The 15,704-nt window shown below is 62.9% G+C and carries 17 protein-coding genes; 7 read left to right on the forward strand and 10 right to left on the reverse strand.

Annotated features, from left to right (window positions below; genetic code table 11):
* Positions 1-103: 103 nt before the first annotated feature.
* Positions 104-1,657 (reverse strand): FMN-binding glutamate synthase family protein, encoded by a 1,554-nt coding sequence (locus B4393_RS07190; RefSeq protein WP_078333946.1) that lies wholly within the window; start codon positions 1,655-1,657, stop codon positions 104-106.
* A gap of 302 nt (positions 1,658-1,959) precedes the next feature.
* On the opposite strand from B4393_RS07190, the gene B4393_RS07200 reads away from it, so the two are divergent.
* Together B4393_RS07200 and B4393_RS07205 are read left to right on the forward strand one after the other, a co-directional pair.
* Positions 1,960-2,169 carry a hypothetical protein gene (locus tag B4393_RS07200; RefSeq protein ID WP_078333552.1) on the forward strand — a complete coding sequence of 70 codons (210 nt, stop codon included), beginning with the start codon at positions 1,960-1,962 and terminating at the stop codon, positions 2,167-2,169.
* Between the two features lie 47 nt (positions 2,170-2,216).
* A complete protein-coding gene (locus B4393_RS07205) occupies positions 2,217-3,173 on the forward strand; it encodes a glycoside hydrolase family 6 protein (protein ID WP_191988852.1) in 957 nt (318 codons plus the stop codon).
* Positions 3,174-3,181: 8 nt separating this feature from the next.
* Here B4393_RS07205 and B4393_RS07210 read toward each other — a convergent pair whose 3' ends face one another.
* Genes B4393_RS07210 through B4393_RS07220 form a run of 3 tightly spaced genes read right to left on the reverse strand, consistent with a single transcriptional unit; the run spans position 3,182 to position 4,995 of the window.
* Entirely contained in the window at positions 3,182-3,931 is a 750-nt protein-coding gene (locus tag B4393_RS07210) for an enoyl-CoA hydratase-related protein (protein WP_078333553.1), read from the reverse strand.
* Between the two features lie 45 nt (positions 3,932-3,976).
* Entirely contained in the window at positions 3,977-4,369 is a 393-nt protein-coding gene (locus B4393_RS07215; protein ID WP_078333554.1) for a PPOX class F420-dependent oxidoreductase, read from the reverse strand.
* Positions 4,370-4,380: 11 nt separating this feature from the next.
* Positions 4,381-4,995, reverse strand: a complete 615-nt coding sequence (locus B4393_RS07220) for a class I SAM-dependent methyltransferase (protein ID WP_078333555.1) — start codon at positions 4,993-4,995, stop codon at positions 4,381-4,383.
* A 79-nt stretch (positions 4,996-5,074) separates the two neighbouring features.
* Between B4393_RS07220 and B4393_RS07225 the strand changes: the two genes are divergently transcribed.
* Both B4393_RS07225 and B4393_RS07230 read left to right on the forward strand, forming a co-directional pair.
* Positions 5,075-5,647 (forward strand): TetR/AcrR family transcriptional regulator, encoded by a 573-nt coding sequence (locus B4393_RS07225; RefSeq protein ID WP_078333556.1) that lies wholly within the window; start codon positions 5,075-5,077, stop codon positions 5,645-5,647.
* Positions 5,648-5,849: 202 nt separating this feature from the next.
* Complete coding sequence (locus tag B4393_RS07230; protein ID WP_078333947.1) at positions 5,850-6,644, forward strand: L,D-transpeptidase; 795 nt, start codon at positions 5,850-5,852, stop codon at positions 6,642-6,644.
* A 123-nt stretch (positions 6,645-6,767) separates the two neighbouring features.
* Here the strand turns inward: B4393_RS07230 and B4393_RS27770 are convergent, their stop codons facing one another.
* The 5 genes from B4393_RS27770 to B4393_RS07255 form a co-directional block, all read right to left on the reverse strand.
* Entirely contained in the window at positions 6,768-7,220 is a 453-nt protein-coding gene (locus tag B4393_RS27770) for a hypothetical protein (protein WP_078333557.1), read from the reverse strand.
* A 464-nt stretch (positions 7,221-7,684) separates the two neighbouring features.
* Positions 7,685-8,344: a biliverdin-producing heme oxygenase gene (locus B4393_RS07240; protein ID WP_078333558.1), complete on the reverse strand. Its 660-nt coding sequence runs from the start codon at positions 8,342-8,344 to the stop codon at positions 7,685-7,687.
* A gap of 98 nt (positions 8,345-8,442) precedes the next feature.
* Positions 8,443-9,009 carry a TetR/AcrR family transcriptional regulator gene (locus B4393_RS07245; RefSeq protein WP_078333559.1) on the reverse strand — a complete coding sequence of 189 codons (567 nt, stop codon included), beginning with the start codon at positions 9,007-9,009 and terminating at the stop codon, positions 8,443-8,445.
* A 30-nt stretch (positions 9,010-9,039) separates the two neighbouring features.
* Positions 9,040-9,468, reverse strand: a complete 429-nt coding sequence (locus tag B4393_RS07250; protein WP_078333560.1) for an SRPBCC family protein — start codon at positions 9,466-9,468, stop codon at positions 9,040-9,042.
* A gap of 40 nt (positions 9,469-9,508) precedes the next feature.
* On the reverse strand, positions 9,509-10,510 hold the full coding sequence (locus B4393_RS07255; RefSeq protein WP_078333948.1) for an adenylate/guanylate cyclase domain-containing protein: 1,002 nt from the start codon (positions 10,508-10,510) through the stop codon (positions 9,509-9,511).
* A 141-nt stretch (positions 10,511-10,651) separates the two neighbouring features.
* On the opposite strand from B4393_RS07255, the gene B4393_RS07260 reads away from it, so the two are divergent.
* The 3 genes from B4393_RS07260 (at position 10,652) to B4393_RS07270 (ending at position 14,495) form a co-directional block, all read left to right on the forward strand.
* Positions 10,652-11,098 (forward strand): hypothetical protein, encoded by a 447-nt coding sequence (locus B4393_RS07260; protein ID WP_078333561.1) that lies wholly within the window; start codon positions 10,652-10,654, stop codon positions 11,096-11,098.
* A gap of 179 nt (positions 11,099-11,277) precedes the next feature.
* Positions 11,278-11,676 (forward strand): MmpS family transport accessory protein, encoded by a 399-nt coding sequence (locus B4393_RS07265; RefSeq protein WP_078280891.1) that lies wholly within the window; start codon positions 11,278-11,280, stop codon positions 11,674-11,676.
* A 35-nt stretch (positions 11,677-11,711) separates the two neighbouring features.
* Positions 11,712-14,495, forward strand: coding sequence for an MMPL/RND family transporter (locus tag B4393_RS07270; protein WP_070939155.1), 2,784 nt, complete (start codon positions 11,712-11,714; stop codon positions 14,493-14,495).
* Here B4393_RS07270 and B4393_RS07275 read toward each other — a convergent pair.
* The gene (locus tag B4393_RS07275; RefSeq protein ID WP_078333949.1) at positions 14,401-15,672 is read right to left on the reverse strand and encodes a PepSY-associated TM helix domain-containing protein; all 1,272 of its coding nucleotides are present in this window, start codon (positions 15,670-15,672) and stop codon (positions 14,401-14,403) included. The two genes, B4393_RS07270 and B4393_RS07275, sit on opposite strands and share 95 nt — an antisense overlap.
* Positions 15,673-15,704: the final 32 nt, after the last annotated feature.

Consider the following 15,704-nt stretch of genomic DNA (forward strand, 5'->3'; position numbering starts at 1 on the left):
TGTCCAACTTTTCTATCGACATGTTCGCTGATGTCGACCAGAGCACATTAGCGCGCCGGCTCTGCGGTTATGGACGCTGTTGCCGGCTGCCTCCGGGTACTCGTCAGAACGGGGCTGGAACGAGGTTGCTGTCGCTTCCCTTCATCAATGCGATGATCGCTGCCCGGTCCGCTACCGAGGGCAGGCCCCAGTCGGCCCGATATCCGTAGACCTCGCGTAGCGGTGTCTTGGAACCGACACCTTCGAGGATGTCCAGGTCGTCGGTGGTGATCAGGCCCGGGTGTTCCACACCGCAGGCCTCCGACACCTTGTGCAGATCACGACGCAGTGTCTTGATGTAGTTGGCGGCCCGCTCGGATTTCAGCGTCGGGTCGAGTCCCCTTGTCAACCAGGAATTTTGAGTGGCTATACCCGTCGGGCAGGTGTCGGTGTGGCATTTCTGGGACTGGATGCACCCGATCGACAGCATGATCTCGCGGCCGACATTGACCATGTCGGCCCCGAGCGCGAAGGCGACCACCGCGTTGTCCGGCAGCCCTAACTTGCCCGAGCCGATGAATGTCACCGCATCGGTGATGCCCGCGGCGGCAAAGCGCTTGTACACCTCGGCGAACCCGATCCGGAAGGGGTAGGCCACCGATTCGCTGAAAATAAGTGGCGCTGCTCCGGTGCCGCCCTCTCCGCCATCGACTGTGATGAAGTCGACGCCGCGCAATCCGGAGGCCATGTGCGCGACCAGCTGATCCCAGAAGTCCATGTTGCCGACCGCGGACTTGATGCCGACCGGCAGGCCGGTCTCGGCGGCGATGAACTCCACCCAGTCGAGCATGCTGTCGACGTCGTGGAACTCGCTATGCCGGGACGGGCTCGCGCAATCGACACCCTCCGGGATGCCGCGTATCTGCGCGATCTCCGTGCTGACCTTCGCGCCCGGCAACATGCCGCCCAGACCCGGCTTGGCGCCCTGGCTGAGCTTGATCTCGATCGCCCGCACCGGGCCGGACGCAACGACATCTTTGAGCCTGTTGATATCGAAGTGTCCGCGGGCATCGCGGCAGCCGAAGTAGGCGGTGCCGATCTGCAAGATGAGGTCGCCGCCGTTGCGGTGGTACGGAGACAAACCGCCCTCGCCGGTGTTGTGCAGGGAACCGGCTGCGGCCGCGCCCCGATTGATCGCCTCGACAGCGTTGCCGGACATGGACCCGAAGCTCATGGCCGACACGTTGACCACCGATCGCGGCCGGAATGCGTTGGCGCGGCCCCGGAATCCGCCCAGAATCTTCGCCGACGGGATGGCGCTGGACGAGCGTTCGGCGGCGGGCCGCACATCGGCGAACGTCCGGTGCTTGATGATCGGATAGCCCGGCGTGTATTCCACATTGTTGTCCGTGCCGAAGCCGTAGTAGTTGTTTTGCAGCTTCGACGACGCGTAGATCCATCGACGCTGATTGCGGCTGAAGGGACGTTCCTCGTCATTGCTCGTCACGATGTACTGGCGCAGTTCGGGGCCCATCTCTTCCAGCAGGTAGCGCAGATGCCCGAGCACCGGGAAGTTCCGCAGCAACGCGTGCGGCTTCTGAGTCAGGTCGTAGGCAGCCAGGGCTGCGACGCCGACCACCGGGGCCGCCTTGAGGGCGTGCTTCCACTTCACGATCATGAAGTCCTCCATCTCCCGTTCTTTCGGCACCGCCCTGACGGCTTTGGCATCGTGCGCTCTGCTCGCGTCACCGGAGGAAACACACGGTTTCTCAGGTGTGACGGGAACCCATCGGCGGGATTATCGAGATCACATTCCGTCGTGCTGGTTGAGTCGTAAACTCGAAGTCAGACCGTTGACCACCGACTCCCGCGCACGCCGCTGTCGAGAAATCGTTGGCAGGGGTTGTGCCCACGGAAAGAAGGGAGGGCACCACGGTGACTGTTATTAGAGGAATCGTCGCAGGGGCCTTTGCAATAGCAATGGCAAGCACTTATCAGGTCGCATTGCCCACGGCGCAGGCGATGCCGCAGATCCGCGTCATGTGCGAGCAGGAGAACGCCATCGGTGATTGCATACAGGATCCGCCCGGCATGCAGAACGGTGGAGATGACTGCGTACTCGTCAATGAGTTGGGCGCTTGTGAAGACCAGCAGGAAGTAGACGATCCCGCGCACACCATGCTGAGGTAACGCCAACGCGACTGGCGATCATGGACGGCGGCCGCTAGTTTTCTGAGGTGATTTCCTCAGCTGTTGGTGCTGTAGTCCGATGGATCGCCCCCTGCCTGGCCGCGATGTGCCTGGGCGTGCTGGTGGGCCCGGTGGCCAAGGCCGACAACCCGCTGGATGGTCAGGGGTTCTACGTCAACCCCAACTCGGCGGCCATGCGGGCAGCGCAGGGTGCGGGGAGCCCCGAACTGACCACCATCGCCAATACGCCGCAGGCGTACTGGATGGATAACGTCTCGTCCCCGAGCGTCGATGCCAAGTACATCAGCGCAGCGCAGGCCTCCGGTGCCACACCGGTTTTGGCGCTCTACGCGATCCCACACCGCGACTGTGGCAGCTTCGCCGCCGGTGGCTTCGGGTCGGCCGATGCCTACAAAGGCTGGATCGACGGTGTCGCATCCGCGGTGGGTTCCGGTCCGGCAGTGATCATCCTGGAGCCGGACGCACTGGCCATGGCCGACTGCTTGTCGGCGGACCAGCGCCAGGAACGCTTCGGTTTGATGCGCTACGCCGTCGACACGCTGACTCGTAATCCGGCCACCGCCCTGTACGTGGACGGCGGTCACTCGCGCTGGGTGAGCGCCGACACCATGGCCGCCAGGCTCAACGACGTCGGGGTGAGCAAGGCGCGAGGCTTCAGCCTCAACACCGCGAACTTCTTCACCACCGATGAGGAGATCGGTTACGGCGACGCGATTTCGGGAATGACCAATGGCGCGCACTATGTGATCGATACCTCGCGCAACGGTGCCGGCCCCACCGCTGACGCGCTCTACTGGTGCAACCCCAGCGGTCGTGCATTGGGTACCCCGCCGACCACGGCCACCGGCAACCCGAATGTTGATGCCTACCTGTGGGTCAAGCGTCCCGGTGAATCCGACGGCTCCTGTGATCGTGGGGACCCGCGGGCTGGCACCTTCGTCAACCAGTACGCGATCGATCTGGCGCGTAACGCGGCTCATTAGGTAGCGGGCTATTTTCCCTTCCACTCGGGTGGACGTCGTTCGAAGAACGCTGAGATTCCTTCTGTCATATCCGCGGATCGCAGCACTGCCGCCAATGCGGTCTCGGTGTCGCGCCAGCCGGCGGTGTCGGCGTCATTGAATGCCTTGTGTGTCGCCAGCAGGCTCTCTTTTACGGACACAGGCGAATTGAGCACTATCCGCTGAGCAAGTGCTATCGCGGATGGCAGGGCCGCGCCGTCATCGGTCACCTCGTTCACCAGACCGAGCTGGTAGGCGCGATCAGCTGATATCGGCTCGCCGGTGAGGAGTATCTGTCGCGCGATGTTCAGCGGCAGTGCGCGCTGTGCGCGAAATAGTCCGCCACAGGTGGCAATGACCCCACGGCGGACCTCCGGAAGCCCGAAGGTGGCCGCCGCCGACGCCACCACCAGGTCGCAGGCGAGCACGATCTCCATCCCGCCGCCGAGGGCCATCCCCTCGACGGCGGCAATCAGTGGCTTGCGGCGCGATCGCCGGATCACTCCGTACTCCCCGCCGCGTTCGGTGCGTGGGCCGGAAGACTCGGCGAGATCGGTACCCGCAGAGAATCCCTCGCGGTAGCCGGTGAGTATCGCCACCCACAGGTCGTCGTCGTCTTCGAACTCGTTCAGGGCGGCGTCCAGCGCCAGTGTCATCTCGGGGTTGATGGCGTTGCGCTTCTCCGGCCGGTTCAGCTGGATCACGCAGATCCGGTCGTGCTTCTCGATCGTCACAGGCATACCGCAGAGCATGGCCGATGGCGTGCGGCAAGTACATGGAGCGGTCTAGACGTGTCGGGCGCGTGTGTCCGGGTGGTCGATTCCCCACGAGATGATCCGGTGCGGTGTGATGCGGATGATGTCGCCGCTCAGCCTGCCGCCGGTGCTGCCGTGGCCCGACAGCACCTCCGCGGTCCCACGGACCTCCACGCCGTGCGCCCGCGGAGGTTTCACCGATACCACCTCATCGACGATGAAGGCCACCCGCGGATTGCCGATCACATTGCGCCACTTCTGAGTTGATGCCAAGGCGTGACCGACGATCTCGATCGTCGCGCCGTCCGTGCCGAGGTGTACACCGACGGGCCTGATCTGCGGATCGCCGTCTTGCCCCACGGTGCACAGGCGACCGATGGGCTGTTGGCGCAGGAATTCCTGTTCACTCGGGGTGAAGGTCATACCGGGCCGCCTCAGACCTTGCGGGCCGTCACGAGATGTCCGGGCAGCTGCACACTTGCCTGTCCGGTGCCTGCCTGCAGACGCGCGGGGCGAATGCTCTCGATGTGCCAGTGCTTCGAGACGACATCGCGCAACTGGTCTTCGGAGAACTGGGTGGGCGCCGGCCCGTCGTGATCCGGGAAGGCGCCGGTGCCGAACGCCAGAATGTAGAACGAGGCGCCGGGCGCGGCCGCGCGATATGCGGACTGTAGGTATCCGTCCCGTAGTGCCGCGGGTAGTGCATGTAGCAGGCCGCTGTCGAAGATGGTGGAGAATCGGCCGTCGTAGCCCGTGAACGAGCTGATATCGGCTTGTTGGAACGTCGCGGTGTGCAGACCACGTTCGGCGGCTGCGGCGGTGGCGGCCTCGACTGCGGTGGGGGTGAGATCGATCCCGACGACGGTGTGTCCGCGCGCGGCCAGGGCCAGTGCCAGTTCGGCGTATCCACAGCCGGCGTCGAGCACCTCGCCGCGTACGACGCCGTCCTGGTCGATGAGTGCGGTGAATTCGGGCTGGGGTTCACCGATGTTCCACGCAGGCTGGTCCTCTTCGCGGTAGGCGCCGTCCCAGTCGATTACCTGTGTCATTCTTCTGTCTCTTCGTATCGATGCTCTCGACCACAATAACTAAACGCTTGTCTACTTTTATTCCTGCGAGGATGTCCCTATGTCTTCACCTGCACCCGAGCGCAAGGGACAGCGGACCCGGCAACGCATCTTGTCGGCGGCCCGGCAGGTGTTCGCCGAGGTCGGGTACGAGAAGGCCACGATTCGGGGGATCGCGGCCACGGCCGACGTGGACAAGTCGTCGGTCATCCAGTACTTCGGGAGCAAGAGCAACCTTTTTCGCGAAGCCGTCCATTGGCGAATCCCGGTAGATGACCTCACCGTGGAGGACCCTGCGGAAACAGCGGAGAACTACCTACGCGGCTTGCTTTCCGGATGGGCAGCCGAGCCGGACGGCCCCATGGCCGTGCTGCTGCGCAACAGCATGACCAGCGAGGATGCCCTGAAGTTGTTGCGCGAGCAGGTAACCGACCATGCGGTGAGCTCCGTGGCGGCCACCATCGACCGGCCCGACGCGAGGCTGCGAGCGGCATTGTTGAGCGCCGTGTTGATGGGCATCGCAAGCCAGCGGTATCTCTTGCATATGCCCGATTTGGCGGCCGCCAGCGACGACGAGATTGTCGCGCTGATGGCCCCGTTGTTGACCGCCCTCATTTCCGGAGAAAACGCCTGATGAGGCCTCATAATTTGGAGTCTTTGCGCGATCAGTTAGCGGGACCGATCGGCCGACATTTTCGTTATCAAAACGTGGGGAACGCGTTACCGAAAGAGTAAGCGCGCCCGCTACTTCGGGTGTTGACCCGTACTTACGATCACATCGTTCATGACGAAGTAGTCATCCCAGAGGGGTCGGGCCGATGAGGGCAGTTCTTCACATAGTTGTGGCGGTATCTGTTGTCGGCGCGACACTCGCCGGGCACGCTGTCGGCGTCGAGACGACAGCAGTCAGCCTGCCGCTTGATCTGAGTGTCAGATCGATTGCGCCGGCGCCAGATAAGCCGGTAGGTATCGCGCACCCCGTGGTGGTGACATTCAATGGTCCCATCGCCGACCGGCACGCCGCCGAGCGTGCATTGGGAATCACGTCGACGCCTCCCATGACGGGTAAGTACGAATGGCTCGATAACAACGTCGTGCAATGGATTCCAGACCGATTCTGGCCGTCACACAGCACGGTGAAGCTGATGGTCGGTGGCAAGCCCGCGGAGATTTCGACGGGTCCGGCCCTCATCGGCATCGCGAGCATTTCGCGGCACACGTTCACCGTGTCCTATGAAGGAGTGTGGCGGAACCCCGCGGAGGGTGCGGGATTGCCTGCGCCCCATCATCTTCCCCGGATGGGTGAGGAGGGGGTCTTCCCTGCCTCAATGGGCCGGCCGGAATATCCGACTCCGCTGGGGACCTATTCGGTCTTGGGCAAGGAACGCTCGGTGTTGATGGATTCCAGCAGCGTTGGCATTCCCGTCTCAGCTCCCGACGGATACAAGATCGACGTGGAGAATGCCGTACGTTTCACCAACCGAGGCCTCTTTGTGCACTCGGCTCCGTGGGCGGTGCCGGCGATGGGCTATGAGAATGTGAGCCACGGTTGCATCAGTCTGGCTCCGGCGGCCGCCGAGTGGTACTTCAACAACGTCAACGTCGGCGACCCGGTGGTTGTGCAGGAGTAACCGCACGCCCCGTGAGGCAGGGCAACTCCTGCGTGGCGCATGCGTCGCTCCAGGTCTGAAATAGCAACGATGCCGAGGCTCCTTTCGGGAGCCTCGGCATCGTCCGTGAGTGGGATCTGGCGGTTAGTAGCCTTCCGGGCCGGCCGGAATCGGTACACCCGGCGTCGGACCACCCGGCACCGTAGAAGCGACGGGTACACCCTTGCCGCCAACAGGCCCCGCGGCTATTCCACCGTCGAGGGGCGCCGCCGCCGGTACGACAGCGGGTGCGGCCGGAACCACTGGCGCCGCAGGGACAATCGGTGCGGCGGGGACGACGGGAGCGGCCGGCACGACGGGTGCGGCAGGTGCCGCGACAGGCCCCGGCAGAATCGGCACGCCGGCCACCGGTCCCGGTCCGGCGGCGGGTCCACCGATTAGCGCACCCTTACCGGAGCTACCAGCGCCGTCCTCTATGGAGTACTGCCCGCCGATTACCGGGGCTGCGGTGGCGTAGGGGCTCAGCACTACGGCGGCCACGCCAAATCCAGCACCGGCAATTACTTGAATAACTACTCGATCGAAGTTGATCGCCACCGACCCGACTCCCTAGCTTGTGCGTGTAAATCACGCGGGTGAAATTCTCTGGTTGAACTTTATAGCGCTCCGGAAATTGGGTCCAGACGAGATCTGGCAGGTTATGAAGCTGATATGGAAAAAGGGCTGCGTCCGTGACTTAAGAAGTTTTGGGACCCCAGCGCGCTTACCGCATTCTTATTGTTAACTGCCAGTTCAGAAGGGGATTCTGGTTACGACTGATCGCTTGTTTCGGTGATATGCAACCGTGATGGGAATGTGTTCATACCGAGCTTCTTGTGGCGTACGAATCGGGCCTCGTGTATCGAGAAAAGCCTCTTATGGGCAATAAACGCGGTCAAGAAAGTACGCTTAAGTAAAGGCGTGTAATAAGAACTGCATATGCAAATTATTGGCCGGAATTATGTATTGTCCATTACTCAAATTTGCGCGACGAATGCGTCGAGGTGGGCGCGGCGGCCCACTCAGCGCCGGTAGGCGCTCAGGTTGGCCGTCAGTTCGTCGAAGATTGCCTGGTTGAGACCGAATGCGACCTTGACCTCGCCAACGATCCGTGCCCGTTCCTGTGCGTTCAGCCCCAGCTCATCCAGGCGGGCGCGGTAGGCGTCTTTGTAGGGCTTCGGCCGCATCGGGAAGTCGTAGAACGACAGCCCGGCCCCGCCGAGGCCGAACGCGCGGTCGAGCATGCGGCCAATGGCCTGGCCTCCGGAGAGGTCACCCAGGTATCGGACATAGTGGTGCGCCAACAGGGCCCCGCTCCAGTCGGAGCCGGCCACACGATCCTGATAGGCCTGCGCTGCAGGAGAATTCACCTGCAGCGACGCGCCGGGTGCCCAGTGTTCCAAGTCTGCGTTGAGCGCGTCATGCCGCTCCAATACCGGGTCGTAGATCGCCGCGACCAGGGGGTCGTCGCGATGTATCCGCACGGCGTCTTCGATGGCGGTGTAGACAACCTGTAGCCGCAGCAGATAGTCGATGTAGCCGGCGGCGTTGACCTTGCCTGCGAGCAATTCGGAGAGGAATGGCGATTGTTCGGCGGCATCGTGTTCGGCGCGCGAACCATCACGCATCGCCACCGAGAGCGATTCGGCGGCGTCGGGAACCGTTGGAGAGCTGAGGGTCATGTGGCGGACTTCCTGACCTCGAGATTTACGTGACAACTTGTCAAGATCATGTTGACAAGATGTCAGAAACCTAGCATGGCTACTCGGGGAAGTGGGGCCTACGGGGTCACGCCCAAGGCGCGCAGCACGAAGCGTTCAATCGCGGCGACCGGCAGATGCCGTGGCGCCAGGCACGCGTGGATCAGGGAAACCGTCGCGGCCTGGTCCTCGACGACGAAAGCCCCGGCAGCCACCCCCTCCGCCAGGATCTCGAGCAGCACTTCCTCGACGGCGACCACATGCTCTCGGATCGCCACCGCGGCATCCCGGGACAATGCGCCATACAGCTGGTTGCCCAACCCCATATGGAACTGCTGGCCGGTTTCAAGCTGGTGCCGGATGTAGATACTCAACCGTTGTGCCGGATCGCTGATATCGGCCAGCGCGGCGCGTAAACCTTCGAGGTAGCGGCTCGTCTCATGTGAGGCGAATTCGACGATGACGGCTTCTTTGTCGGCGAAGTGGTGGTAGATCGCCGTGCGCCCAATCCCCGCGGCGGTGGCCAGCTTCGCCATGGTGATGGCATCGAAGCTCTGCTCAGACATCAGATGGGCGAACGCCTCGAAGACCCGACGGTGCACCTGCTCGCGGTGCTCTTCCACGGAAGAGGCGCTGATCCTGGGCACGCCGCGACTCTAGCCCGGCCGGCTGAAGGTTCAGCCGCGGCGTGCCGCTTCACGCCGCGCCCCGGTAACAAGGCTTGCCATTGACTTACGCAGCACCCAGACCATCACCGCATCGGGTACCGGAATCAATGGAGTGGACTCCATCGAGTAGCGCACCGCCGTGCCGCGGGGGTGATCGGCGAGGGTAATGGTCCCGATATGCGAGCGCACCGGCAGACCTGCAACCACGCGGTACTGAATGAGCTCCCCAGCAACGAGTTCGATGATTTCTTCCTTGACACCGACGGGGCCGACGCCGATGCGGTGAATCGCCCCGACGCCCTGCCGCTCGGTGGCGCCGGGGCGCACCAGCTTCACGGTGAAAGGGAGGAACTCGTTGTACCCCTCGCGGTCGGCAAGTAGTTCATAGACGGTGTCGCGTGGCGCTTCGAAGACCGTCTCCTCGACGTACTCAGCCATGTGATGTCCTCTCGTATCCGTTCAGTGTGTTCCGGACAGGTCAGCGCTTTCGCACGCGCAACGCGTGTGAGCCCAATCGGGAGAAGCCTTTGACGCGCACGCCGCGCAGGTGACGCAGGGCGAACTCACCGTCGTCGCCCAGAGCCTCGGCCGCACCGTCGTCGAGCAGGATGGTTCCCGGCCGGGCCACGCCGGTCAATCGCGCCGCGACGTTGACCACGGTGCCGTAAAGGTCGCCGTAGCGGCTCAGCACTTGCCCGTACGCCATACCCATACGTATCTGGGGCATGTCCGGGATGGTTTGTGCGGCTTCGGTAATCGCGGTGTTCATGGCGACCGCGATCCGCGCGCCTGCGTCCGCGCTCGGCGCCGCGAACATGACTTCGTCGCCGACGTTCTTGATCACCCAGCCCCCGTGTGTGGTGATCGCTTCGGTGAGGGCGGTCTCGAATGCCTCCAGCAGATTGGCCAGTTCATCGGGATCCAGGTGGCGCGAGAGGCGGGTGTAGCCGACCATGTCGGCGAACCCGACAAGTAATTGTCTTGTGGTGCTACCAGATTCATTCGCTCGATGGAGCGCGGCGGCCAAGTGTCGCTGCCACGCGTAGTCCTGTATCGCCGTCAGTGTCGAGATGGTCTGCGCGGCGGCGTCGGCGCTGGACTTGGCCGTCGCGTCCCTCCCTTCCGCCGCGATGCGCTCTCCCACTACGCGAGTGAGCAGATCCGCCTGCCACTCGGCCAGTCGTGCCATGGCCTGCCCGAGCGTGCGGGCCGCGGCAATTTGGCTCTGCTCGTTGACTGCCGCCGATGTGCCCAGCGCCGAGAAGGTGCGGACAGCAGAGACGTCGGCGTCGGTGAATACCACCTCGTCGTCACTTTCGGCTGCCGCGAAGCCCAGTGCCACCCAGAGCTTCCGGGCGCGTTCGACGGGTACCCCGGACAGCTCGGAGACCTGCGAGCGGGTGTACTTGCGCGGGCCGCCGAGCAAGGCCCGTTCGAGCGCCGCGTCAACCACCTCGTTGAGCTCGCCAGACTCGGCCATCACGCCAGTACAGCACACCCACAACGCGGTGTTCGAGATACCTGACGAGTCGTCGATAGTGTCAGGGACCTTGACTTGCTCCCGGGAAACCCCGAATATCTGCACAGGAATTCCTCGATAGTGAGGCGAAGGGACGGCGCAATGAACTGGAACTTCTTAGGGCACAACTGGCGCCTCTTCGGCTGCCTGGCGGTCCTGGCCTTCGTGGCACTGCTGGTCTTCGCCACGTGCATGTTCGTGTACACCACGCGTCTCAGGAAGCAGACGGCATCGCCGCTGGCCGACAGTGTGGGCGGGTACCCGTTTGTGCTGAAGAAGGTCCGTAAACGTGAGCAGATGTCGGTGGAGGAACTTCACTTCGCCCGTCAGGCGATTGCCGACCGGGGGTCGTTGTGGGCGTTCTCCATCCCGGCCACTATTTTCAGTCTGGGCTGTTTTTACGTGCTCGGCAGTCTTGAGCAATTGCATGGAGCCACGCCTTCCGAGCGAACGTTCCTCGGGGTGATTCCCATGATCTCGTCCATCAACATCACCGCGCAGGTGCTCCGGATGAGACGCCTGAAAGGGCGACTGCCGCGGGTGTCCTGACGACCACCTAACGGACTTGTAGCGCGAGAGAAGTTGACTCTCGCATTCCCAGGTTTTGCTGATAGCATTCTGCACCGTACTCATGTCAGCTTCATTGACATACGGGCGGCGCGAGGTCGGGGAAAGGTGGCCGGGTGAGTCCACGTTCGGTTGGCAGAACGGTCCTGGCGCGCGCGTGGATGCCGCTGGTCGCCGTCATCGCGCTCGGCGTGGCCGGCGGATCGATGTTCAAGGTGCATGAATTGTCCGCGCCTGGCCCCGTGCTCACCGTGAACCCGCCACAGGCGCCTCCGGAGTTCACCCCCAAGACGCTCACGTACGAGGTATTCGGTTCGGTCGGGAATGGCGGAATGTTGAGCTACATCGATATCGACGGTCATCCGCACCAGGTCGACTTGAGCGTGCTTCCGTGGTCTCACACGGAGACAACGACTCTCACCGTGGTGTCCGGCAGTATCTCGGCGCAGGTACACGGAGGCCAGATCGGCTGCCGGATACGAGTGAACGACGTTGTCCGCGACGAACAGTCCGATGATCATCCGGACGCGAACGTGATGTGCAGGGTGAAGTCGGCATGAGCGAGCATCAGGTCAAGCGTCCCTTCGTTCCCCGGATGGTCCGCATCTTTGCGGTGCCGATCATCGTGTTCTGGGCCATCGTCGCCGTGACGACGAATACCTTTGTGCCGCACGTGGAAGACGTTGCGGCCGAACTCGCCGGGCCGATGATTCCGCACTACGCCCCGTCGCAGCGCGCGATGTTGCAGATCGGCGAGAAATTCCACGAGTCCACGAGCACCAGCCTGACCATGCTGGTGCTCGAAGCGGACCGGCCGCTCGGCGAGGCCGACCACCAGTACTACGACGGACTGGTGCGCAGGCTCAAGAACGACACCGCACACATCCAATACGTCATGGATACGTGGGGGAAGCCGATCACCGCGGCCGGGGCACAGAGTCTCGACGGCAAGTCCGCCTTTGTGTTGCTGCGCTTGGCCGGCGATATCGGCCAGATGGAGGCGAACAAGTCCGTCGAAGCGGTCAAGGACATGATCGATAAGGACACGCCGCCAGCAGGGCTGAAGGTTTATGTCAGCGGCGCGGCGCCGCTCGCCTCGGACACCTTGAGTGTCGCGAACTCCAGCCTGAACAACATCACCATCGTGACGATCTTCCTCATCATCTTCATGCTGCTGATGGTGTACCGCTCGGTCACCACCATGCTGGTGCCGTTGTTCGGAGTTCTGGTCGAAATGCTGGTGGCGCGAGGAGTTGTCGCCACTCTCGGACACTTCGGATATATCGAGCTGTCCTCGTTCGCCGTCAACATCGTCATCTCGCTGACACTCGGTGCCGGAACCGACTACGGAATCTTCCTGCTGGGGCGATATCACGAGGCACGGAACTCGGGATTGGATCGCGAGGACGCCTTCTACGCGGCCTACCGCGGCGTCTCACACGTCATCATCGGCTCGGGCCTGACCATCGCGGGAGCCGGTCTGTGCCTGAGCTTCGCGCGGCTCAACTACTTCCACACCATGGGCCCGGCGGTCGCGATCGGCATGTTGTTGACCATCGCGGCAGCGCTCACCCTCGGGCCGGCGATGCTGCACCTGGGCAGTCTGTTCGGCCTCTTCGATCCCAAGCAGAGAGCCAGGGCGCATCTGTACCGGCGCATCGGGGCGAGCGTAGTGCGTTGGCCCAAACCGATTTTGGTGGCGAGCTCCGCAGCCGTGTTGGTGGGTGCGGTCTTCGTGCCGACCTACCAGGTGAGCTATGACGACCGCGCCTATCAGCCGTCGGACGCTCCCGCCAAGGAAGGATTCGCGGCGGCAGACAGACACTTCCCGCCGAGCAAGCTGTTCACGGAGATGCTCATGGTCGAGTCGGACCACGATATGCGCAACTCGGCCGACTTCATCTCCCTGGACCGAGTGTCCAAGAGCCTGGTGCGGCTTCCCGGTGTCGCGATGGTGCAGAGTATCACCCGGCCCATGGGGCGCGCGCTCGAACATGCGTCCCTGCCGTACCTGTTCACGACCCAGGGAAGCGGAAACGGTCAGCAGCTTCCGTTTACCAAGGCGCAGAACGCCAATACCGATCAGCAAGCCAAGATCATGGCGCACTCCGTCGCGGTCCTGCGACAGACCACCGACCTGACGCAAAAACTGGCGGACGAAATGCACAACACCGTCGTCACGATGGAGGACATGCAGCAGGTCACCCAGGACATGAATGAGAAGGTCTCGAACCTCGACGATTTCATGCGTCCACTGCGCAACTACTTCTACTGGGAACCGCACTGCTTCGACATCCCGGTCTGCTTGTCCTTCAGATCCCTGTTCGACATGCTGGACAGCATCGACAAGCTGGCCGCCGACATCAAGGATGCGGTGGGCTCCCTGGAAGTCGTGGACCGGCTGCTACCGCAGATGGTGGCGCTGCTGAAGCTCACCGCCAATGACCAGGATGCCTTGCAGGCGCTCATCGTCAACACCTACGGTCAGACGAATCTGCAGGCCACGGCGACGGACCAGACCTTCGACGACTTGATCAACGTCGGTAATGACTTCGACGCCTCGCGTAGCGACGACTTCTTCTACATACCGCACGAAGCGTTCGACAACGAAGACATCAAAACCGGGATGACGCTGATGATGTCTCCGGACGGCAAGGCGGCCCGGTTCATCGTCACCCATATGGGTAATGCCATGGGGCCGGAAGGTATTGAGCACGTCAACGATTTCCCCGACGCCATCACGACGGCGCTCAAAGAGACCTCGTTGGCCGGGTCGAAGGTCTACATCGGTGGCGCCGGGTCGAACAACAAGGACATCAAGGAGTACGCCGCCTCGGACCTGCTTATCGCGGCTATCGCGGCCTTCACCCTGATCTTCTTGATCATGATGGTCATCACGCGAAGTCTGGTGGCTCCCTTCGTCATTATCGGAACGGTGGCCTTCTCGTTCGCGGGGGCGTTCGGCCTTTCGGTGCTCATCTGGCAGCATCTCGTGGGACTACCCCTGCACTGGCTGATCCTGCCGCTGACCTTCATCATCCTGGTGGCGGTGGGTTCGGACTACAACCTGCTGTTGATTGCCCGGCTCAAAGAGGAGACGCACGCCGGGCTGAACACCGGACTTATTCGCGCACTGGGAAGTACCGGTGGCGTGGTGACGTCGGCCGGTTTGGTCTTCGCGTTCACGATGCTGGCCATGTTGTCCAGTGATCTGCGCACCATCGGTCAGGTGGGCACCACCGTCTGCATCGGTCTGCTGCTCGACACACTGATTGTGCGTTCGTTTATCGTGCCTTCACTTGTTCGGCTGCTGGGGACGTGGTTCTGGTGGCCGACGCGGGTGCTGGCCCGGCCGCCGCGGGAATCTGTACGTTCCTGACGCGTGTCCGTAGCCGGGCCCTGCGGCGCCATTGCCAGGTGCTCAGGCCGGTGAGTGCAAGCAGCAGGGGAGCCATCCCGAGGACGAACCACATCGCACGCCAGTAGCCATTGACAGCAAGGCCGAAATGGGCAGCAGGACCGGCCCATTCGTCGGCGATGGCGTTCGATGCGCTCGTGGGCTTTCCGCGCAGGACTTGCACATGGCCGGCGTCGTGGGCGTCCACACCGATGGATCGGTTCCCGTGATAGTTGAGGCTGTGCGCTCGCAGGTCAGCACTCTCGGGGTCTAGTAGATCGACCGTGTAGTACGGATTGTCCTCGTCGGGCATGCCGATCCAGGTCACCTCGGATCCAGGAAAGTGGCTCTCCGCCACGGCCATCGCGCGCTCGACGGTCACGTCCTCATCGCCGTGGCCGCCGGTAAAGGCCCGTTCGGAAGGTTGTCCGCCAGTCAATGAGTACCAGAGGTTGGTGAGCCCGGGTGCCTCGAATTGCAACCCGGTCACTGCCCATACCAGCAGCGGTACGGTGGCGACGATGCCGATGACGGCGTGCAGATCGAAATCGCGAGCGAACCGGCCCGCGGACCACCGGATGCGAAGAGCGTTGCTGAGCTTACGGATTGCTTTCCACCAGATGAATGGTGCGGGAATCACCAACAAGAGTAGGACGGCGGCTGCGAATGCCAGCAGCGCCGAACCCCACGACAGTCCGGCGAATGCACCCAGTTGTGCCAGCGGACACGGCTGCGCGAGGAATGGCAGGTATCCGCTGTAGCCCTCGCAGGTGAACCCGCAATCGTGCATGTTGACCAAGAAACCCAGTGTGCCCGCGCCAAGATCGAGCCGTCCGTTGAGAAGACCGGTCCCGGCATCGACGAAGAACGTGTCATGCGTTTCCGAGGACGCGCGCAGCAGGTACACCCCGTCCTTGAGAGATGCACTCGCAAGCTGTAGTTCGGGGTAGTGCGACCGTACTTCGGCGATCGCCTGAGTGAAACCGGCCGGGTTGTCGCTCGGTGTGGTGTGGAACATCTCGGGGTGTAGCGCCCGGACCAGTTCCGGCTGGTAGACGAGGAGAGCGCCGCTGGTACTGACGATCACCACCAGGAGTCCACCGACAAGGCCGATCCAGCGATGGCTCAACACCAAAGCGCGTCTGGTTCTCAACGACACCCGCCGCACGCGGAGTAACGCTAGCGCCGTGG

Origin of the sequence: Mycobacteroides franklinii (assembly GCF_002013895.1) — a bacterium.
GTDB lineage: Bacteria > Actinomycetota > Actinomycetes > Mycobacteriales > Mycobacteriaceae > Mycobacterium > Mycobacterium franklinii.